The sequence below is a fragment of the Salipaludibacillus sp. CF4.18 genome (assembly GCF_051262595.1).
GTDB lineage: Bacteria > Bacillota > Bacilli > Bacillales > Salisediminibacteriaceae > Salipaludibacillus > Salipaludibacillus neizhouensis.
Window position 1 is genome coordinate 1 of sequence record NZ_JBIMEV010000059.1, and the last position, 21,570, is coordinate 21,570.

Here is a 21,570-nt window from a genome sequence, read left to right on the forward strand (position 1 = left end):
CGGTTCTGTATTAGAAAATGTTTTGATTGACGAAAATACTGGTCTTACAAATTACAACGATGTATCTCTAACAGAAAATACACGTGCAGCCTATCCAATTGACGCAATCGATAATATCATGCTACCAAGTGTTGCCGGACACCCAAATACAATTGTGTTCTTAACAGCTGATGCATTTGGCGTTTTACCCCCAATCAGCAAGTTATCCAAAGAACAAGCCATGTTCCATTTCTTAAGCGGTTACACGAGTAAGCTAGCAGGAACAGAGCGGGGGATTACATCTCCGCAAGTAACGTTTTCTACATGCTTCGGTTCTCCATTCTTACCGCTTAACGCATATCGTTATGCAGAAATGCTGGGAGAAAAAATTGAAAAGCACAATGCAAAAGTATTCTTAGTGAACACAGGCTGGACTGGCGGCGAATATGGCGTAGGGCAACGTATCAATCTTTCCTACACGCGCGCAATGGTGAAAGCAGCACTTAACGGCGAATTAGACAACGTGGAAACCCGAAAGGATGCCATCTTCGGTCTGGAAATTCCGCTCCATGTTCAAGGTGTCCCTGATGGCGTATTAATGCCAGAAAAAAACTGGACTGACAAAGAAGCTTATAAAGTAAAAGCATTAGATCTTGCCAGCAAGTTCAAAGGAAACTTCAAAAAGTTCACAAGCGTATCTGGAGAGATTGTTGAGCTAGGTGGACCTTTGGTATAACGAAAATCGGAGCCAACTTTTCAGCTCTCAAGGAGATAAAACGATTCTGGTGTAAAAGTCATTCGATAGAGACATAAAACTAAATGATTACCTGTTCAATGACAGTTTATGGGCAAATTATGCCGAGTGATTATGATTTGGGAACTGTGATAATGGCAAATGGACATTGGATTTTTCAATATGACTATAAAACCTCTTATGTAAATATAATCGAAAGACACCATTAAAATTAAATTATTATGCATCAAGCGTACGGATTTTTTCAATTTTATTCTTTGCTTTATTTATCGTTCTTGGCATTGTTTGACTGTTCTTGAAAAAACAAAATAGGCAGTTAAAAAGCGTAATGAATTAAACTAAAATTTATAATTTGAAGACAAAATATGTGCTTAAAGTGATACGAATTCCTTTGAGAATTTGTATTTTCTCCCCATCAACCAACCCATTAGTTATTTACTTTACTTTTAATAAAATTTAAGGAGAGGGGTTATTATTGAAAAAAAGGGTTTTCTATCTTTTTTTGAATTATCCATAGCATTTCTTCTGTTCTCGTCCTCTACTTGTAAACGATGTCTAATCTTATATAATAGTAATATATTACCTTACTTTTCTTTTTTATTTGCTACCTCTTAGTGGTACGCAGGGTTTATCTTTAGAATTTACGACCTTTTAGGTTGAAATGATTATGCGACAGGTGTCGTGTGCATTTTTCCTCCGAGGTCTTTTTTGCGTTTCTGGGGAAATAAATAATAGATTGACAATGGATGCTAATACAAGAGAGTGAAGATGAGACACGTCTATAGTTAGATGTGCCTTGTCTCGCTCTCTTTTTATATAGATATTTAATTATGGGAGGAATGCAAAATGGCTAAGAAAAAAAACCGTCATTTTCTACAACAGAAAAGAAAGCCTACATGGAGGAAAAACTTAAAACTCTTCAAACGAGGTTAGAGGAAGTGTTAAAAACTTTGAGTATTCACCTGAAAAGTACAAAGCAATTTTAGAAATGTAAGATTTGTTACCTAAGTACAGTATGAGAAACCTCATTGTTGTCAAAGCACTGTTACCTAGTGCTGGATTTATCGCCTCTTTTAAACGTTGGAAAGAGCTCGGAAGGTATGTAAAAAAAGGAGAAACATCAACTGAAGGCCAAGAAGATACCGAAGATCATAAAATGTTACAAGATTTAGGATTTGAAGTAGAGACGGTTGATGAAATGAAGAAAAGCCTAGCTGTAGAAAAATAAAAAAACAGTTTTGAAAGAATAGGATGAGATATCTTAACGATGATGCGAATGTATATTATACGAGGAGGGGAAGAAATGACGCGACAAGCAATTCAAACATTAGACGATCAAAAAGCAATACCTTTTTCGCTGACTTCTTCCGAATTTTTAAAGGATCCTTATCCTTTTTACGATAATTTACGTTCTGAAAGTCCAGTATCTAAACTAACTCTTTTAAAATATACAGGTTGGTATATACCGGATATGACGAGGCAGTATTAATTTTAAAAGATACTAGATTTAAAAATCGTACCCCGATTCCTCAGACATCAAAAAAATAAAACGATCTAAAAAAAGTACAGAATGATATGATGGTTTTTAAGAATCCACCTGATCATATGCGATTACGGAAGCTTGTAAGTAAAGTGTTTAGCCCACAAGTTGTGATGCAATATCGTCCATATATTGAAGAAACGGTAAATGAATTAATTGATTCCGTGCAGAGTGAGAACAGTATGGATGTTGTTTCTGATTTTGCGTTCCCTTTAACTAGCCTCGTTATAGCTAAAATAGTAGGAGTACCAGAAGAAGATAGAAATCAATTTAGAGAATGGTCTGTAACCTTAATACAAACAATTGATATTAATCGCTCTAGAAAGTCCCTAGCAAATGGTAATGAAACAGCCATGGATGTACTAAATTACTTCAAAGAGCTGATTAAAAAGCGAAAACAAAATCCTGAAGATGATCTTATAAGTATGTTAATTAAAGAGGAAGAGTAGGGAGAAAAACTAACAGACGAATAAATACTGTCGACTTGTATTTTACTAGTCATTGCAGGACATGAAACAACGGTAAATCTCATTAGTAATTCGTTGTTGTCTTTATTGAATCATCCTGACCAACTAAAGAAGCTAAAGGAAACCCCACCTCTTATTAAAACAGCAGTTGAAGAGTTTTTACGCTATGAAAGCCCTACACAGATGACAGCCCGTGTTGCATCGGAAGATATTGAAATCAATAATAAAACCATTAGAGAAGGGGAACAAGTGTACATATTTATAGGAGCTGTTAATCACGACCCGAAAAAGTTCACAAATCCTAATCAACTCGATATATCAAGAAATCCTAATCCTCATCTTGCATTTGGATATGGTAGTCATTTTTGTTTAGGCTCAACCCTTACTCGAGTAGAAGCTCAAATTGCTATTAATGTATTTCTACAACGAATGTCAAACATACAACTAACTGCAACTACCCCGAAATGGAGGGTGCTAACTGGCTTTAGATCACTACAAGAACTGCCAATTACAGCCACCATGATGAATGAAATGGATGAAAACTAAAAGTGGCAACTTTCCTTTAAATAGTGCTATCCTAAGTTTCGAAAATTTAATCTCTAAAGTATTTGGGGGCAGTGCAACTAACCATAGTGGGAGAGCGTTTGTCTGGCAGACAAGAGGTCAGGGGTTCGAGCCCCCTTGGCTCCACCATACATATATTGTCAACGACGCTATTCTTCGTCTTTACGAGGAATTGTGTCGTTTTTTTAGTTAATACGTGACCTTAATAATAATTTTGGGTTGAACTTTAACGAAGGCAATTCTAAAATGTGATACGCCTAAACAACACCACCAATATGAATAAAAAAATGGCGTTAGAATATATAGGGCAGTAACAATTATAAAGATCTTGGCAACTGTAGTATGCTGCAGCGCCGGTTAATCCAATGAGAGGTATCCACATCATATCTTCAGCAAGTATTCTCGGAGTAGAATTAAATAGTGATAACTGTTACCCACTTTGTAATTTGAAGGGATCCTCCATGATATATAACGAATAAGAAATTCTCAAATTAAGTTAGTTGCTTTTGGAAAATAACAAACTTGCATTTATTAAGGATAGTAAGTCTAGAATCATTCATATTTTCGCTTCCCATTATTCCCATACCAACTCCAAGCTAAGAGTAAATAGAAAATACTACTTAATAACGAAAGAATAACAAAACTTCTTATAATAGGCTTTGTGTTATAAAGGCCCTACAAACTCTGGAGAATACCATGTTGTCTACATGGGACTAATGTTCACGAAGAATATGGAATGGAAGATTAATTGCGAATGGCAACTTACTTACACCTCAGTACCTAAACAATTAGAGAATGCAGACAAATATTTTCTTAAAATGGAGAAGAAGTATGGTGAAATTGGTGACAAGTGAAACCAGGCACCATAGATTTATAATAAATAGGAATCAGAGAATCTTTATTAATCATCTTATCTTCACCTGGATCCTTTCCATACAGATAAAAGTACCGCTAAAAACACTACTTAAATGGCTATTTTCCTAAAGCAGCTTCATCAGCAATTATTGTAACACACGGGTGAGTTCGTAAAATAGATGCGGGGAAGTTTTCATTAATAGCTCCTTGCAAAAGCTGAGATAACGCGTCTTGCTTGCTATCCCCAGAAATAAGTAATAGAATTTCTTTGCTTCTCATAATACTGGTAATCCCCATTGTAATCGCATGGGTAGGGACTTCCTCAAGACTGGTAAAAAATCGTGCATTTGCTTCCCGGGTGGAAGGCGTTAATTCGATAATATGTGTTTCGGATTGAAAGGAAGTTCCCGGTTCATTAAAGCCAATGTGGCCGTTGCTGCCGATGCCTAGAATTTGGAGGTCGACACCACCATGTTCTTTCAGGAGCTGTTCGTAGTGACTACATTGCTGCCCGGGATTCTCAGTATCGCCAAGAGGAACATGAGTGTTCGATTTGTTAAGATCGACATGATTAAGTAATTGCTCATTCATAAAATAACGGTAGCTATTGGGATGTTCACCTGAAAGTCCGATGTACTCATCTAAATTAAACGTTTTGACCTTTTTATAAGAAGTGTGATTTGTTTGATGATCCTGCACCAACTGTTTATATAGTCCAACAGGAGATCCGCCGGTTGCTAGTCCGAGGTTTATTTCCGGGTTGCGACGTATTTTACCGATGAACATCTCCGCCGCTTTCTGACTCATTTCATCATAATTTTTTACTTTTATAATCTTCATTGTTGTTCTCCTCCTTGATGATAAGCAAGTTTTCCACGACAAAATGTCATGGCTACATCTAGTTGTTGATCCAAGATCACGATGTCAGCGTCTTTCCCTAGTGTAATAGTCCCTTTACGGTCGAGAACATTTAATTGTCTAGCAGGGGTAACGGAGGACATTTCAATCGCAGATTCTAGTGAGCAACCGGTGAAATTCATCATATTTTTCACAGCATGGCCGAGCTTAAGAATACTTCCAGCAAGGGTTTCATCTTCTAAAAGTGCCTTTCCATCAGCAACGGTTACGGCTTGGCCGCCAAGATCATAAACGCCGTTTTTTAAACATTTTGCCCGCATTGAGTCCGTGATTAATATCAAGCCTTTTTCGCCTTTATTCAGAAAAGCCAGTTTCACCATTTCAGGTTGAACGTGAATGCCATCGGCAATGATTTCCGCAAGTAATCCATCGTGTAAAAAAGCAGCACCGACAACACCAGGATCACGATGATGCAAGGGGCGCATTTGATTAAATAGATGTGTGACGTGATTCGCTCCTGCCTCAATGGCTTTGACCGCTTCGTTATAGGTGGCGTCAGAATGGCCAATTGAGGCAATCATGCCATTTTCCTTCAAATACTTGACCAATTCTAGTCCGCCTGGTTGTTCCGGTGCGATTGTGACAATTTTTACTGATTGTTTTGCTAATATGTTCCACTTCTTGAATTCCTCAATGCTAGAATCGACGATAAAATTGACTGGTTGTGCTCCTGCTCTTACTTTATTTACAAACGGTCCTTCAAGATGAACACCAAGTATCTCAGCTTCTCCGGGTAGTTGCTGCTGCGCGATATAATTTCCAGCGTTGATTAGTGCTTTTTCAATGGATGTAGTACTTTGGGTCATCGTCGTGGCTAAAAAACTGGTTGTCCCTTCTTTTGGCAATGCAATTGCCATTGTCGCCAATGCATCGGTTGTTGCATCCATGACGTCCGCACCATTCACTCCATGTATATGAATATCGATTAGGCCAGGAATTGCTTTAAAGGTTGAGGGAACCTCTATTACCTCGAATCCTTCTGTTGATGGTAAATTCTCGATGGGCCCATATCCAATTATTTTTTCGTCCTTTAATTGACAATATCCAGTCGCTAGTATTTGATCTTCCGCATATAGTTGCATTCCTGTTAACAGGATCGGTTTGCTTTTATGATTCATCGTCAATCACGCCTTTCTGATGATGGCATTATCTTAGCATGGTTAGATATAGTTGTCTATACCGACTGTTGAAATTACAGTTAAAATCGATTGGGGTTTTCTTCATATCGTATCCTAGATGATTACCACGCCTCTTATTGGTATAGACAACTATAGTTATTGAATGATATGCTTTGTAAGCGTAGCATTAGGGTAATATAAAGAAAATGAATGTAAAGGGAGAGGATATTTATGTTTAGTCTATTTAAAAATAAAAATAAGGTAGCAGCGGTTGATGAGTTTATTATGCCAATTGAAGGTGAAATTATTGATATCACCAAAGTGGAAGATCCTGTTTTCTCGGAAAAAATGATGGGGGACGGATTTGCAATTATTCCAGCAGCTGGTTCTGTGGTTTCACCTGTTGATGGGGAAATCATTAATGTTTTTCCAACAAAACATGCCATCGGAATTAAATCTGTGAAAGAATATGAAATTCTCATTCATGTGGGCATTGATACGGTTCAGTTAAAGGGAGAAGGCTTTACTGCCCTTGTTAAAGACGGGGAGAAGATAAAGAAAGGACAGGAACTTTTGCAGTTTGATTTAGAATTTATTAAGAAATCGGCGACATCTTCTGTAGTTCCCGTGGTCTTTACCGATTCGACAAAAGTGACTGTGAAAAAGTTCGGGAAAACAGCGCAAAGGGAAAGGGACATCTTGTCTTTTGACTAAGAACAGGCGTGAACATCAATAACTACTTGATTGGGGGTGACTCTCCTTTCAAGTAGTTTTTTTATTATACAAGATCATGAAAACATTTTCAGTGTTTATGATAGGACAATGAAAACACGTGAAAACGATTGCAACACCATTGAATATCGATAGGTAGGGATATATGATACGAGTATAAGTTTAAGTGAACTTATGCGTAGTGCTTAGAGAACATAAGGGAGGTAATCTTGATGAAGAAAGTTTTTGAGAAAGCTCAGCAATTTGGTAAATCGTTTATGCTTCCAATCGCGGTTTTACCGGCTGCTGGTTTGTTATTAGGAATCGGCGGAGCGCTGTCAAACCCCAATACGGTTTCAGCTTACCCGTTTTTAGATATTACTTGGCTGCAAGCTATTTTTACGATTATGAGTGCTGCCGGTAATATCGTGTTTGCAAACTTGCCAATCATCTTCGCGGTGGGTGTTGCAGTTGGTTTAGCTCGTTCAGATAAAGGGACGGCTGGATTAGCGGCGATGATCGGTTATTTTGTTATGAATAGTGCCATCAATGCCTTACTTGCTTTAACAGGAGAATTAGCTAGTGATAATTTAGCAAGTGCTGGTCAGGGAATAGCTGTCGGTATTCAGACATTAGAAACGGGTGTATTTGGAGGGATTGTTGTCGGGATAGTCGCAGCATTTCTTCACAATAAATACAATAAAATTGAATTGCCGCAAGTGTTAGGCTTCTTTGGAGGATCTCGATTTATTCCAATCGTTGTTTCCTTTGTTGCCATTTTTATCGGAGCAATTCTATTTGTTATCTGGCCTTATTTCCAAATTTTTATTAATCAACTTGGATCGATTGTAACCGGTACAGGGGAAATTGGCACGCTTTTCTATGGATTTATTTTACGGATGCTTGGACCTATGGGCTTGCATCATATTTTCTATCTTCCATTTTGGCAAACAGCTCTTGGTGGAACGATGGAGATTAGTGATAAATTAATAAGCGGTACGCAAAATATCTTCTTTGCGCAATTGGCAGATCCGTCCACCGAGCAATATTACGAAGGTGTATCAAGATATATGTCTGGTCGGTTTATTACGATGATGTTCGGTTTACCGGGTGCGGCATTAGCGATTTATCATTGTTCTAAAAAGAAAAACAGAAAAGTTGTTGCCGGAATTCTGCTTTCAGCGGCACTAACTTCTTTTTTAACAGGGATTACCGAACCACTTGAATTTAGTTTCTTATTCGTTGCACCACTTCTTTACTTTGTACATGCGGTGTTTGACGGGTTTGCTTTTATGATGGCAGATATCTTTAATATTACGGTTGGACAAACCTTTTCAGGTGGGTTTATTGATTTCATTTTATTTGGAGTCCTTCAAGGTGTCGATAAAACGAATTGGCCTTATGTTCTCTTAGTAGGGATTCCGTGGTTCTTCTTATACTACTTTACGTTTAAATTCTTAATTAAGAAAAAGAATTACAAGGTCATTGGTCGTGAAGACGAGGAACAAGTTACTGAACAAGTTGCAGCTACAGACCGTGCGAAAACAATTGTTGAAGGATTAGGCGGAGTTAATAATATTGAGATTGTCGATTGTTGTGCAACGCGACTTCGGGTCACGATTAAGGATGAATCCTTGGTTCAAGACGAAGTCATCAAACAGACGGGATCCAAAGGGATTGTTAAAAAAGGAACGGGTGTTCAAATTATCTACGGACCTCAAGTGACGATTGTGAAAAACGAAGTGGAAGAGTATTTAGGTGAGTGATCAATAAGATTTCATAGTGAGGACGTGTTTGGACATGCATCAAGTGTTAGAACAAATTGAAAAGGGATTAATTGTTTCCTGCCAGGCTTTAGAAGGGGAACCGTTACACAGTTCTTTCATTATGGGGCGTATGGCAGTAGCTGCAAAAGAAGGGGGAGCCGTTGGCATTCGTGCCAACTCCGTTTCGGACATTGTCGAAATCAAAAAACAAGTGGAACTGCCGGTCATTGGCATCATTAAACAAGTGTACGGAGACCATCCAGTCTTTATTACACCTACGATGAAAGAGATCGATGCCTTAGCAGAAACGGGTGTCGAGATCATTGCCACAGATGCGACAAATCGACTCCGACCTGATGGCTGTGATTTAGTGGCATTTTATAAAGAGATAAGATCCAAGTATCCTGACCTCGTGTTGATGGCGGACGTCTCTTCGGTTGAAGAAGCGATGTTTGCCGATGAGTTAGGGTTTGATATTGTGGCGCCGACGTTATATGGCTATACAGCGGAAACAAATGGATTGAAAATTGATGATCATAATTATGACGTCATGAAACAAATTGTGGAAAAAGTGAATAAAGCAAAGGTTTTGGCAGAGGGAAATGTTTCGACGCCAACAATCGCACGGTCCGTCCTAGATAGTAATGTTCATGCAGTCGTTGTAGGTGGCGCAATTACAAGACCACAGCAGATCACCAAAATATTTGTTGAAGCATTGCAAGACTAAGGATAATTGAAGGCTTTTTGAGGGGAATTATGCTGGTCTAGCTAGATTAATGCCCAAAGAACAGATATTTTTAACCCAGGCGGGTTGCTTGGGTTATTTTTTTGTGCAGAAAAACGGATTGGAGTCTGCTTGGATGGTGCATCTCTGGTTGCTTTTGTTGTAGTTGTTGTATTTTCACCCTTTTTAACGAAGAATAGGGGTATCGTCGTGTATAATGAACGAGTCATCCTAAAAGAGGAGGGAAATATGGAATATCTCGGTGAGAATCTGATCCATGGGATCGCCTGTAGTATGGAGAAATTCACTAGTTCTGAGGCAGATCTCGCAAAATATATCATAGCCCATTCAGATGAAGTCAGCCAGTTATCGATTAGTCAAATTGCGAAAAAAATTCATGTTTCGCCAGCCACGATTACTCGTTTTTGCCAAAAAATTTCGTTTTCAGGATTTAATGAATTTAGGCACGAATTAAAACGGTATATCGACTTACGAAACAAACCGACTGCGACGAGTGACATCAAGGAGATTGATTACTTTTCTAAACTGTATCAAAACCATTTAGAGATCATTGAAACGACCTTTCGAAAAATCACGTATCCGGATATTCAACAAGCCGTTGCTCTTTTAAATCAGGCGAAGAAGGTTCATGTTTATGGAATAGGCAACTCTGGGATTGCGGCCCAAGAGTTTAAATGGAAATTTTTTCGAGTGGGTGTCAATGTGGAGTCGATTACCGATCCGCATCAAGCGGTAATGGATGCAGCATTAACGACAGAAGACAGTTTAGTGATAGGAATTTCGGTTTCGGGAAAAACAAAAGAAGTCATCGATGCGGTTAAAATCGCCAAGCAACAAGGCGCAACCATTTTAGCGATCACCAGTGAAAAAGCATCGGAACTCTTCCAAATAGCAGATTTACCCCTTCTAGTCATGAGTAAAAATAATATGCATATGGCCCAGAACATCTCACCAACCTTACCACTCTTCCTATTCTTTGACTTAATTTATACAGAACTCGTAGCAAAAGATTATATCAACCGAATCCAAATTCGCGAAAAAACACTAAAAGCCTTAAAAGGATTCTCGTCAGAGGGATGAAGTAAGGGGGGAACTGTACCCTGTAGAGGAGACACTTAAAATAGGAGTCCTCTACAAACACTAACTATAAAAATTAACGTATTCTGGACTTACCCCTGTCAAGTAGACACCATTAGAAAGGCTATGCGGCCATCTGGCATTGATACTCAATCGGTGCTAGGTGGATTAATTTTTTAAAAATCGTTTATAGTTGAATCATTTCATAATGCGCACTTTTAAAAAGTCATAGAAGAGCCCGTTTTCCCACACATTCCTGTACAAGTAAAACACATGATTTAGTATCTGCTTCGTCTCTCATTGACCCTTCACATAATCTACCTTGAAACTAGGGGGCTTGGGTTAGAAATGGACAAGACGAAAATAGCACATGGCTGGATTAGAAAAAAGTACTTTAAGCCAGATAAAACTGGTCAAAGTAATAGCAATTGGATTCTAACTGACCTGATAACCTTTAATCAATTGGATACCAATTAAACGGCACGTACTTATTAAATATGATTATAGTCCTTTCAATATAGATCTCAAAGATTATTTTGAGAAACGTGATGTTAAAGAGTTTGATAGAAACAATGTAGCGTATAGACAAAAGCTAGCGAAAAAGCAAAAATACAAATGCTCTTTGTGTAGTAAATCAATTGCAGATAGGGTTGAAGGTTTAGAACTACATATAAAGTCCCTAGATTCAAAGGTGGAAGCAATGAATATAAGAACTTAGAATTGGTTCACATATCTTGCCATCTGGAATACCACAAGGTATTCCCTGCAAAGGCTGGCGCCCCAAATGATGTTCAACTTGGGAGTATCAAGAAGTACTTGAAGAGAAAGAAAATAATAGGATTAATAAAGTCTAGATAAGGATAAATGCATGCTTGAGCCGTATGTGCTGAAAGGCACACGTGCGGTTCTTAGGGGGGAAGGGGATAGTAATATCCCTGACCTACCCGACAAAAGCTGGAGATAACCTCAAATGCTTACCTATTGCTGACATTAGTTGTGCGAAATGTTTCTATCTTAACTTGGGAATGGTCACATTACCCAGCTAAAGGTTAGACAGTCCTAACGGACTGAAGGATGATATCGAAGAGTCAAATGAAGGCGTAACGTCTGGAAGGGCTTTCTCTTAGTCGAATAGCACTTTAGAATGACAGTGTTATAAGCTCGGCAAAAAGGCGTGAGAATGTATGATAACTCACAAAAATAAGGGTTTTGGTAAGCGTCAAATAACCCACATCTTCCGTGGAAGGTGTGGGTTATTTATGATGTATTTAAGCTTCAGTAGAAATATAAATTTCTGAGGGAAGATCTTTTGACCAGGGGAGATAAGCATCGAGAACCTCTGGTTCTTCTAAATTAAGATTTGACAACGTTTCGAACAAATACGTGAGGTACCGGAAAGGATGCAAATGATTTTCTTTTACCGTTTAAAACAGATTGCCTTTTTTGTCTTGTACCAGTAAATCTTTTTTTATGCACCAGTCAACGTAATTTTTAATGTCTTTTGTATCATTAACTTCAAAATAATGAGGATACTTAAAAGTCACTTTCCCAGTTTCTACAACCCGATCCTTAAGAAGAGCATACTCATGTTCGTTTGCTCTTCTTACAGCATCCGTAAATTTTAGGTCGTAGTATGTCATAGCAAAACTAATTGCTCCATACCGACACTCTTGACGGCTATTCTAAAAATAGAGATACCTATTAATGGGTATCTAAGAGGAAGGGGCTGTTTTTGTCGTTGAAGAAAGGCTAGAAATTAATTCATGGATGATATCATCTATATATATATATTAGGAATAAAGACTATTAATAAAGAATAACCATAAAGAATAACAATATAAGCTCATTTATCATTGATACAATAGGTTTTATTGTTATTTTTTGTAGAAAACGATCATAGATAACTAGATAAATCGACATTCGAAATAAAGGATTAGGTGTTCGATATATATATATATCACATAAATAAAGGAATCCACAGAAAAAATACTCTACTATATAAACAAATTAGTAAATGAAAGTTATTTGTAAAAAAATAATAGATTATTTAGGTTAGTGGTTGCTAATAAGGCAAGGGTAAAGAATGGTGTTTGAGAAGGGGAGACAAGGGAAAATAAAAAAAGACAGCACAAAAAACCGTCGATGAATTAATTTTTAAAAATCCACGGTTTCTCTGAAATTATAAAAATATAAAAGTGTTTTTAGTTACGTTACTGGTTCTTCTTCTAGCCAGTTGTAACCAGGATATTTACTTCTTGGTTGGCTGTCTTCTTCCTTCTGAAAGAGATCTTCAATAACAAGAAAAAATGAATCCTTTGCAAACGAAAGTTTTTCAAAACATGATAATTTGGCTAGCTTCTGAAGATATGTTAAGGATTCCTGAACATATCTAGGAAGATGTTCTTTTCTTGTAGTTAATAGTTGTTTCCTGTCTTGATTAACAAAAAGGTCGATAAGTCCTTTTTCAAAACTGATGCACTTATTCCGAATTGCATCATATTCGAAGTCAATTAATTTCAATAATTCCTCATCCGATAGCGCTGGTTGTGGAGAATCGCAAAGGTCAACGTCGATCCTTTTCTTTGCATCCAAAATTGAATGATAGTCTTGGTCGAGTTTTAGGCCAATTTCTGTGACGGATTCTTTTAAGAAGGTGTCTTTAAAGATCATTAAACACTTTTTCCTTCCATCCACTTCTTTTGGTTGTTCATGGAATAGATCTAAGAAGTCTTGAGCATCTGACTGTGTATGTACGCTGAGACGAACTTTAATAAGGGCATTACTAAAAATTTCAATGGCTAAATAGGGTGTCATATTTCTAGCCATTGATTGAAACATATTGGTCATATCACGTAAATTGCATGGTGCCCATGATTCTACTCCATGATCGATAAGAAAACGCGCCATCCATTCTTCTCGTCCAGCTGATGTCTTTCGATCGTGAAAAACGTTCGGGAATAACCGTTTAAGGACTAAACGGTTTTTTCTTAGTTTACTTGGGAGAATTAAATCGAAAAAAGGTGTCAATGCACGAAAATCGTCCATGATTTCTGATCGACTCCATACAGGAAAGAGTCGATCACTGTCAGCACTACCAAACCAATCCTGTATCATTACTATGGAATCTTTTTCTTTCTTATAAGGAGCTCTTTTCGATAAAAGGCCTAAAAAGTAAATAGCAATACGCTGCGAGTTAATAGATAGTTTTCGGAACTCTTCAGAGTAGAGAAAAGAATATGTATGGATATAACCACTAGTAATAGAATAATCCTTGAAATAGGTAAAGTAATAATTGTACTTGCTGATTTTCGTTAATATCCCTAAATCGATGAAAACCTGTACATATTTTGCAATTACATCATAAGAAGTGGAAAGAAGCGACATCCACTCGATGGGTTTAATTTGGATATGACCCATATTTGAGCGATGGGCTATTTCAAAGAAGAATGCCATTTGTTTTGAACTGGAAATCTTATTAAGTATGGCGGGATCGGCAAAGGCGTTGTCGATTCGAGAGAAGTTGTTGAAGTATTTTTCGACATCTCGTTGTGTGTGTAGTTGTTCTAATAACATGATAGGTAACCTCCAAAGTTTCCCACAAACAAGTCCCAGAAAAGTAGAGGTCAAGCATTTGCAATTTCTTTTACATGTGGTAATATAGAAGAAAGTTAACAAATGAGACTTATTCCTGTGTTTATTCTTTTATTCTGTGGTGGTCGCCAAACCTGACAGGATAATAAGAAGGTGTAAGTGGGTATATTTTTTTATTGTCCTGTATTCCTATGGAGTACAGGATTTTTCTATGTTTTTTAAAAGTAAAGCACCAAGTCTTTCCATTACTGATTCTAATGAAAGTCTAGCAGATTGTGACAAAGATTGGTAGAGCTCACAAAGTACGCGTAAAAGGGTAAAATACGATTAGAATAGGTACATTGTTAGGTACGTGAAAAAGGGTAAAAAGTGAGAAATAGTTACTGTTTCATCCGATAATAGAAAAAATAAAAAAATTTTCAGACACACAGTACGTGAAAAAGGGTAAAAAGTCAGAAAAATTAAGTGTAGACTATAAAAAATACAACAAAGTACGCACTTTTCGGCAAAATAAGTCCTATAAAAGAGAGTTTATCTATACAATAAATTAGTTTCTAATGGTTTTTTTAACATAAAGTACGCGTGAAAGGGTAAAATGACACCAAAGTATGCACTTTTCGGTAAAAACGAATCTAAAGTACGCGTGAAAGGGTAAAAGCGATTCCAAGGTACGCGAAAAACGGTAAATTGAAATGATAAATTACTTCATGTAATTAATCGTGGATGAATTAAAAAAATCTTTCTTTTCAGATTCCATTAAAGGAAGAAGACGAATCTCAAAACCATTTCCAGATTTTTCAAAATGATTAATAATAATCTTGGCAGTTTTTAATTCTTGAAGAGAGGATTCAATGATTTTAAGGTTTGTATTGATTTTTTTCGAACGGAAACGTATACGATCTGAAAAAAATGTGTATTCGTAGTGACTATTCATTTCCCTCTCTTCTAGGAAAGCATCCAGTCGCTCTTTTTGAAATGCATAGATTAATATTTTAGATAGCCCATTTTCGAGTTTATGAATGAAATGGCTATATATTTGTACAGTTTGATTGGTTATAAATTGTTCGTGTAAGGAATCGGATAAGCGGATTTCAGCAGATACTCGATCTGTTAAATCATCTTTGTTTACTTTAACTTCTTGAAATAAATTATAAAGAAAAGATGTTTTTGTTTTATTATCTAATCCTATAGTTCGACCTTCTATGCTGAATCTACCGATCTTCTTTAACCGTTTGGTGGCTAAATCATAGGCTTTTTTTCCTGCGTGGCCATAGACACGTAAAAGAAGAGGACGGAGGTCGAATTGAATTACTTTATCTGTAAAAAATCGTTTACCTCTATTTTCAAGAATATGTTCAATGATTTCTGAGTCTGTATCGTCAAGCGAAAACATTTTATCTAGTTCGATTTGTTCCCCTTCCTTGAGTGAAATAAAAGAGCGAATTATTCGATCATCACTAAGTTTATATTCGTTATAAACAATATCTCTTTTTTGATTCGAGTCATATTCAATGGTCCCCTCTAATTTCTTTTTGCCATCAGAAAAAATAGGATTATCGATAAGGTCTTTGAATCTATGAGATATCCACTTTTTAGGAGCACTTTCTAGAAACTTGCAAATGATGTAAACAATATCGTTTTCAAATGCTTTTGTTATTTGATGGTGTTTTTTTGAGTCTAAATATGGGTAATCGGTCAATCTGGTTTTACGATTATGAGCCCAGTCGTGTATGTCTTGCAAACGAGAATAAACATATTGTTCAATATTATCACCTATGAGACTTTTGATTTGGTCATCTGATTGTTTATTTTCTATAGCCATTTTGAGAACGTCTCTTTCTGCATGGATAGGTGTAATTATATGTTTATGGCAATCTTCTTCAAGTTGCTTATACCAGTTTTTCTTTGTATTTTGAAGTCTTCTTCGATAGATATCTTTAATGTATAGGAGATCAATATCTTCGCCATCTTTAAAGAGAATTCTGTTTAATATGTCTTTTACATAACTATTTATAGAAGAAGTGTTATCTACTGTATCCTTCAATATATACTTCGCCAATTTAGCGCTTGTGTTCGGACCGATTTCTTTATGAATCTCATCAAAAACAACGTGAGGTATTTCATGAATGCTTAAAGTCATTGTATTTCCTCCTATTTAGTATCCTTCTTTCATTTTACTTGTCTATAAGTTATTTAACAAATAGGAAAAGATTACACTTACTCATTGTTGAACCCTTTTGTAAGAGTTTCAACGACACGAGTCTGTTCTACCTTGATATCGTTGATCTCTCTTTGTAGGTCACTTTTACTGAATTGATCGTTGTCTATACTTTCTACGGCATTCAGTAACATTGCATGTTGTTTAGATAGTAACGATATTTTCTGACGATGAAAATCAAACATTCCATCACGAATTAAATATATGCCGTCGTTCATATCTGTAACTAAAGCGCTTGATTCAGGAACCAGCTTCTCAATTTCAGATCGAAATGTTGTAATGTTTCGTTCTCCTGTATACACATTATCAAGAGATTTACTTACACGTTTTAATAGTTTGTTCGATTCATCTATAGAATGACGAATCATTTCAATATATGCTTGTCTATTTTCCATTTCTTGATCGGAAATCCTTGTTTCATCATCATTACTGCCACATGCAGGCAACATCATCATAATAGGTATTAACATGAGAAAAATTTTTATTAAGTTCATTTTATTCACTCCTTAATAATAAAAAAATCCCCCGAAAACTAGAGATTACCTTGCGGCATCTCTGTTCTTGGGGATTCCCTTCACGTATTCATCTGTGAGTATTATAGCATAGTAGACAGCAAAGAATAAAGATAATTCCCTGTTTAAGTTCTTCTAGATACAAAATAGATAATGTGATAAAATGATGTTAAAATTTGATAAATTGTACTTGGATATCCCGAAAAGATTTCTCTAAGTGAGGAATTTTTTCGGGATTTTTCGGAAAGAGGATTATTCCATGTTAAGGTAATTATTTCTGTTGGAATCTCTTAATATTTGATGATGTTACTAGCGACGAATACCCCCTTAAACATCAGGAAATAGGTCCAAAAATAGAGTGAGTGAAAATGAAAGGAAATATAAAGGAGACTAACCAATGATTAATCTGAAAAAACTATTCGGGAATTTCAGGACCTGGTCTTCACTATTGGTAGAATCAACGAAAGGTTGGGATTAAAAGTGCGAAGAAATTTTGATTATTCAAAAACGATAAAGAAGATTTTAAATGACAGTACCATTGAAACATTTTTTCTAGTCAACTGGAAAAGGATTATGATAAAAGAAGGGATTCGTAATTTTCCTTTACTGTACCTCCTCAAACATTTTACACTTTTTAAATCGGAAGATAATTAGGAGGTTGGTGGAAATTAATCTACTAAATAAAATTAAGATAATTGTATTTGGCATAAACATATTATTCAAACGCTCTTACACCTCTCTGAAGGCAATGTCTTCCATTACTATTTCCTATCTTTGCTCAGTATAAGATTATTCTTATCATAACCGAAGTTTTTAGTAATTATCAAGCATGGACACGAGATTCTCTAACCATTTTAACAAAATATTGATGCATACGATAATCATCCGTTAATTCTGGATGAAACGAGCAAGCTAGAAATGGTCCTGATTGCGCAGCAACAATGTCACCACTATGCCTGGCCAAGACTTGAACATCTTCGCCCACAGTTTTGATAATCGGTGCGCGAATAAATACTCCTTGAACATCATCACCAATGGAATCCATTTTCAGAAGCGCCTCAAAACTTTCCCGTTGGCCGCCAAAAGCATTCCGTTCGACAACCATATCCATTACAGATAAATGCGGCTCCATTTGGCCAACTATTTCATTAGCCATAAGAATGGCACCGGCACACGTACCAAAGATCGGCTTTTTTTGCTTGGCAAAATCTTTTAACGGCTCATAAAATCCATAAAGATTGATGAGTCTGCGCATCGTTGTACTTTCTCCGCCAGGGAAAACTAAGCCTTCGATTTCTTTTAATTGTTCCACTTTTTTTATAATAATAATATTCACGTCAGGTGCCTCTAGTGCCTTGACGTGCTCTCTCACTGCGCCTTGAAGCGCTAATACACCTATGTTAATCATGATGTTTTCACACCTCTTCTTTCATAAAACGCTGTTAAGCGTCAGTCAGTTTACCAACCTCGTTCTTGCATACGGTCCTTAGCTTCGATCGATGAAATTTCGATTCCTTTCATCGCTGGACCAAGATTTTTCGAAAGCTTTGCAATCAACGCGTAATCTTGATAATGAGTGGTAGCTTCTACTATTGCTTTCGCAAACTTTGCAGGATTTTCAGACTTGAAAATACCTGATCCAACAAAGACACCATCGGATCCAAGCTGCATCATTAACGCTGCATCAGCAGGAGTAGCAATCCCACCTGCTGCAAAGTTTACAACTGGTAAACGACCGCTTCGTTTAATTTCTAAGAGTACCTCATAAGGAGCCCCTAAGTTTTTCGCTTCAGTCATAAGTTCATCTTCAGACATACCTACTACTTTTCTTACTTGCGCTTGCATTAAACGTTGATGACGAACTGCTTCAACGATGTTCCCTGTACCGGGCTCACCTTTCGTGCGAAGCATAGACGCTCCTTCTGCGATTCGTCGAGTAGCCTCTCCTAAGTCACGCGCGCCACATACAAAAGGTACAGTGTAGTCACGTTTATTCAAGTGGTATACTTCATCTGCTGGTGTTAAAACTTCACTTTCGTCGATATAGTCAACACCTAACGCCTCTAAAATGCGTGCTTCAACAATATGTCCAATTCGGGCTTTCGCCATAACTGGAATGGAAACAGCATTTTGAATTTCTTCCGTAATTGATGGGTCAGCCATACGAGCGACGCCACCCGCTGCACGAATATCAGAAGGAACGCGTTCAAGAGCCATAACAGCTACTGCCCCTGCTTCCTCAGCTATTTTAGCTTGTTCTGCGTTCACCACATCCATGATGACGCCGCCTTTTTGCATTTCTGCCATTCCACGTTTAACGCGATCAGTACCTACTTGCTTTTCCATGATGATCCCCCTTATAAAATACACAATTATTTTTCGTAATTGCTTATATTTTGTTTGTCAAAACATTCATTCATACCATTATAATGAAAAAACCGAGAATGTGGATAGTAAAACCTTAAAAAACAAGAAAATAATTCCAGCCACGACATTCTATCGAACAAAAAACGTCATTAACTACGAATTGACAGCTTTCTATAACCATCCTTTAACGGTCTAATGGATCCTCTTCTCTAATGCGTAGTGTTCTTCTTATTTCCTTAGGGTTAATTGTTCTTAAATTCTTCTTGATCAGTGATTTGCTTCTCTAAACTTTGCTGCAATTCTTATTATTTAAATGTCTTGTTCGAGAAGTTTTGTTTCCTTTACTAATCTTATTTATATTTAGTTTAAATTGATCACGAACGGTTTCAAGATTATAATTACTTCAGCCTTATCAATTATATCAAAATCATACTTATGCCCGAAAACAACATTGACAGTTTCCCCGCAAAGGTTAAATCCGTTCAGATCAAATATAAGGGGATTTTGATTCCAAATGTCATTAAAGAAACCTCATATGGTCCACCTACAAAATGAACTGAAGAACCATAAGAATTATCGGGCTGAATAGCTTTTGCTGCATATCCGGCCATCTTCCTGCCGAACTGAAAAACAGTAAGAATAAATCCCGTGCCCAAGAGAAGTTTCCTCGACTGCCGTTACGTCATACATGGACGCCGCACCTAAGTGATAAGGTATTAATTTACTTTCAACTTTTAGTTAGTGATTCATAAAGGAAGTTAATTAAAAAACGACCAGAATGACTAGCGCTTATGAATTTTTCAGAAACATACCTGTCTGAAAGTACTTGAGCTTAATAGAAAAGCATCCGCTTTCTGAAGCGCGCTGACTTGAATTGGCTGGCGCACAATCAGGACAGATGCTTTTCTTTATTTTGTAACCTTCAGATTATACTTTTCCTTCGGCTCGACAGTAGTGCTATCAGTTGTCGTAAATGTAAGTAAAAGCAGTACGATAACCGATGCTGGGAAGCCGATGTATATTGGTTGTAAACCTAATGGATGACCTGCAAGCTGCCAGACGATGGCCAAGATCAATCCTGTCCACATAGAGGCCACCCCGGCAATTTTCGTGGGCCGGCTCCAGAAGAGTCCGAGCATTATCGGCGCGAGTAGTCCAGCTACTAGGATTGCCGAGCCTGTCATCCACAGTTCAACAAGCCTTGGGATCGCAAGGGCGAGGAACAAGGAAAATATGGACATGGCAATAACCATCAGTCTGCTGTAAAGAAGCAGCTGGCGATCCGTCTGTTTTTTCACATGGGGTTTGATAACATCACTTACAATCGCTGTAGATCCGGCGATAAAGAAGGAATCGGCGCAGGAAAGAATTGTAGCGACCAGTACGATAAACATGATTGCGCCAAGCCAGAATGGCAGCGTCCCGAAGATGATCTCATAATAGATTAGGTTCGGCTGTTCGGCTGTTATGCCAAGTCCTGCGTTTGCAAAGGTTCCGATCATTATCACGGCTGCACCAGTAATAAAAATAACTGCGCATGCAAGCCAGTTTGATCTAACCGATGTTTGTATATCTTTGGCGGCCCAGACTCTCTGCCACGTATCCTGCCTTACGAGGATTGAGGCTCCGATTGTAAGGAAAGGAATAAGGATTTGAGCAAGACCAATGTTTACTGGGCTTAAAAATTGGGCAGACCCAACAGCGTCTACATTAGCACTTACATTAGTACTTACATTCGCCGCCATATTGTCCCATCCACCAGTCAGCTGGTAGATGAAAAAAAACAAAACGATAACACCGATAGTCTGCAGGGTTCCTTGTAATGCGTCGGTCCAGATAACTGCTGTAAGTCCTCCTAGAAATGTTTTCAGAGTGATAAAAAGCCAGGAGATAATAATTCCCGTAGTCATATCCAGGTCGAAAACTAAGTTTAGTACGGTCGCCAGCGCGACAAATTGCAATCCGGTTAAAGCACCCAGTGCTGCCATGTTACCTATGAAAGTTGGATATCTCGCTGCGTTGCCATAACGGTGTGCGGCATAATCGCCGACTGAGAACAGCTTGTGTTCATCACCTGCTTTTCGGATTTTCCTCACGAAAAAGAGGGTGAAGATCGCTAACGAAAAAGCGAGTGAAACGACGGACCAAATTTGCCCCATTCCAAGAAGATAAGCGTCTGTCATGAAACCAAGGATAGTGGAACCACCAACAGCCCCCCCGACTGCAGTCAGAATCATCGGCAAAAGCGGCATTGCCCGTCCGCCCATATTATAGGATTCGTAGGTGCGCGCTTTTCTGTAAAAATAATAAGAGTAGCCTAAAATTCCGACGGCATAAAAGGCTAATAACGCAATTAGTATCGTCTGAGATGTTTCATTAATATCCATA

15 protein-coding genes and 3 pseudogenes are annotated in these 21,570 nt (G+C 37.5%); 9 read left to right on the forward strand and 9 right to left on the reverse strand.

Features of this window, described 5'->3' with window-relative positions:
• The 4 genes and pseudogenes from ACHABW_RS21940 to ACHABW_RS21955 form a co-directional block, all read left to right on the forward strand.
• Positions 1 to 715 (forward strand): phosphoenolpyruvate carboxykinase (ATP) (locus tag ACHABW_RS21940; protein WP_435758592.1); only part of this gene is annotated, 715 nt, incomplete at its 5' end.
• A gap of 1,033 nt (positions 716 to 1,748) precedes the next feature.
• A pseudogene (locus ACHABW_RS21945) lies at positions 1,749 to 1,856 on the forward strand (ArdC-like ssDNA-binding domain-containing protein); the annotation flags it as partial.
• A pseudogene (locus ACHABW_RS21950) lies at positions 1,857 to 1,961 on the forward strand (biotin synthase BioB); the annotation flags it as partial. It abuts the pseudogene before it with no gap.
• Between the two features lie 75 nt (positions 1,962 to 2,036).
• Positions 2,037 to 3,286 (forward strand): annotated as a pseudogene (locus ACHABW_RS21955) (cytochrome P450).
• A gap of 990 nt (positions 3,287 to 4,276) precedes the next feature.
• Here ACHABW_RS21955 and nagB read toward each other — a convergent pair.
• Together nagB and nagA are read right to left on the reverse strand one after the other, a co-directional pair.
• Positions 4,277 to 4,999, reverse strand: a complete 723-nt coding sequence (nagB, locus tag ACHABW_RS21960) for a glucosamine-6-phosphate deaminase (RefSeq protein WP_435758594.1) — start codon at positions 4,997 to 4,999, stop codon at positions 4,277 to 4,279.
• Positions 4,996 to 6,195, reverse strand: a complete 1,200-nt coding sequence (gene nagA / locus ACHABW_RS21965; RefSeq protein WP_435758596.1) for an N-acetylglucosamine-6-phosphate deacetylase — start codon at positions 6,193 to 6,195, stop codon at positions 4,996 to 4,998. Before nagA ends, nagB begins: the two co-directional genes overlap by 4 nt.
• A gap of 231 nt (positions 6,196 to 6,426) precedes the next feature.
• Here nagA and ACHABW_RS21970 point away from each other — a divergent pair, with 231 nt between their 5' ends.
• The 5 genes from ACHABW_RS21970 (at position 6,427) to ACHABW_RS21990 (ending at position 10,971) form a co-directional block, all read left to right on the forward strand.
• The gene (locus ACHABW_RS21970) at positions 6,427 to 6,909 is read left to right on the forward strand and encodes a PTS sugar transporter subunit IIA (protein WP_435758598.1); all 483 of its coding nucleotides are present in this window, start codon (positions 6,427 to 6,429) and stop codon (positions 6,907 to 6,909) included.
• Between the two features lie 230 nt (positions 6,910 to 7,139).
• Positions 7,140 to 8,672 carry a maltose/glucose-specific PTS transporter subunit IIC gene (locus ACHABW_RS21975; RefSeq protein ID WP_435758600.1) on the forward strand — a complete coding sequence of 511 codons (1,533 nt, stop codon included), beginning with the start codon at positions 7,140 to 7,142 and terminating at the stop codon, positions 8,670 to 8,672.
• Positions 8,673 to 8,706: 34 nt separating this feature from the next.
• The gene (locus ACHABW_RS21980; protein WP_435758602.1) at positions 8,707 to 9,399 is read left to right on the forward strand and encodes an N-acetylmannosamine-6-phosphate 2-epimerase; all 693 of its coding nucleotides are present in this window, start codon (positions 8,707 to 8,709) and stop codon (positions 9,397 to 9,399) included.
• A gap of 84 nt (positions 9,400 to 9,483) precedes the next feature.
• A complete protein-coding gene (locus tag ACHABW_RS21985; RefSeq protein WP_435758604.1) occupies positions 9,484 to 10,497 on the forward strand; it encodes a MurR/RpiR family transcriptional regulator in 1,014 nt (337 codons plus the stop codon).
• A 345-nt stretch (positions 10,498 to 10,842) separates the two neighbouring features.
• The gene (locus ACHABW_RS21990) at positions 10,843 to 10,971 is read left to right on the forward strand and encodes a hypothetical protein (RefSeq protein ID WP_435758606.1); all 129 of its coding nucleotides are present in this window, start codon (positions 10,843 to 10,845) and stop codon (positions 10,969 to 10,971) included.
• Between the two features lie 947 nt (positions 10,972 to 11,918).
• Here the strand turns inward: ACHABW_RS21990 and ACHABW_RS21995 are convergent.
• From ACHABW_RS21995 to ACHABW_RS22025, 7 genes are all read right to left on the reverse strand, one after another.
• Positions 11,919 to 12,134, reverse strand: coding sequence for a hypothetical protein (locus ACHABW_RS21995; RefSeq protein WP_435758608.1), 216 nt, complete (start codon positions 12,132 to 12,134; stop codon positions 11,919 to 11,921).
• Between the two features lie 565 nt (positions 12,135 to 12,699).
• Positions 12,700 to 14,067, reverse strand: coding sequence for a hypothetical protein (locus ACHABW_RS22000; RefSeq protein WP_435758610.1), 1,368 nt, complete (start codon positions 14,065 to 14,067; stop codon positions 12,700 to 12,702).
• Positions 14,068 to 14,785: 718 nt separating this feature from the next.
• Positions 14,786 to 16,225, reverse strand: coding sequence for a hypothetical protein (locus ACHABW_RS22005; RefSeq protein WP_435758612.1), 1,440 nt, complete (start codon positions 16,223 to 16,225; stop codon positions 14,786 to 14,788).
• Between the two features lie 77 nt (positions 16,226 to 16,302).
• Positions 16,303 to 16,797 carry a hypothetical protein gene (locus ACHABW_RS22010; protein ID WP_435758614.1) on the reverse strand — a complete coding sequence of 165 codons (495 nt, stop codon included), beginning with the start codon at positions 16,795 to 16,797 and terminating at the stop codon, positions 16,303 to 16,305.
• 841 nt (positions 16,798 to 17,638) lie between these two features.
• Positions 17,639 to 18,223, reverse strand: coding sequence for a pyridoxal 5'-phosphate synthase glutaminase subunit PdxT (pdxT, locus tag ACHABW_RS22015; protein WP_435758616.1), 585 nt, complete (start codon positions 18,221 to 18,223; stop codon positions 17,639 to 17,641).
• Positions 18,224 to 18,273: 50 nt separating this feature from the next.
• Complete coding sequence (gene pdxS / locus ACHABW_RS22020; RefSeq protein ID WP_435758618.1) at positions 18,274 to 19,161, reverse strand: pyridoxal 5'-phosphate synthase lyase subunit PdxS; 888 nt, start codon at positions 19,159 to 19,161, stop codon at positions 18,274 to 18,276.
• A 929-nt stretch (positions 19,162 to 20,090) separates the two neighbouring features.
• Positions 20,091 to 21,569 (reverse strand): sodium:solute symporter family protein, encoded by a 1,479-nt coding sequence (locus ACHABW_RS22025; protein WP_435758620.1) that lies wholly within the window; start codon positions 21,567 to 21,569, stop codon positions 20,091 to 20,093.
• Between the last annotated feature and the right edge of the window lies 1 nt (position 21,570).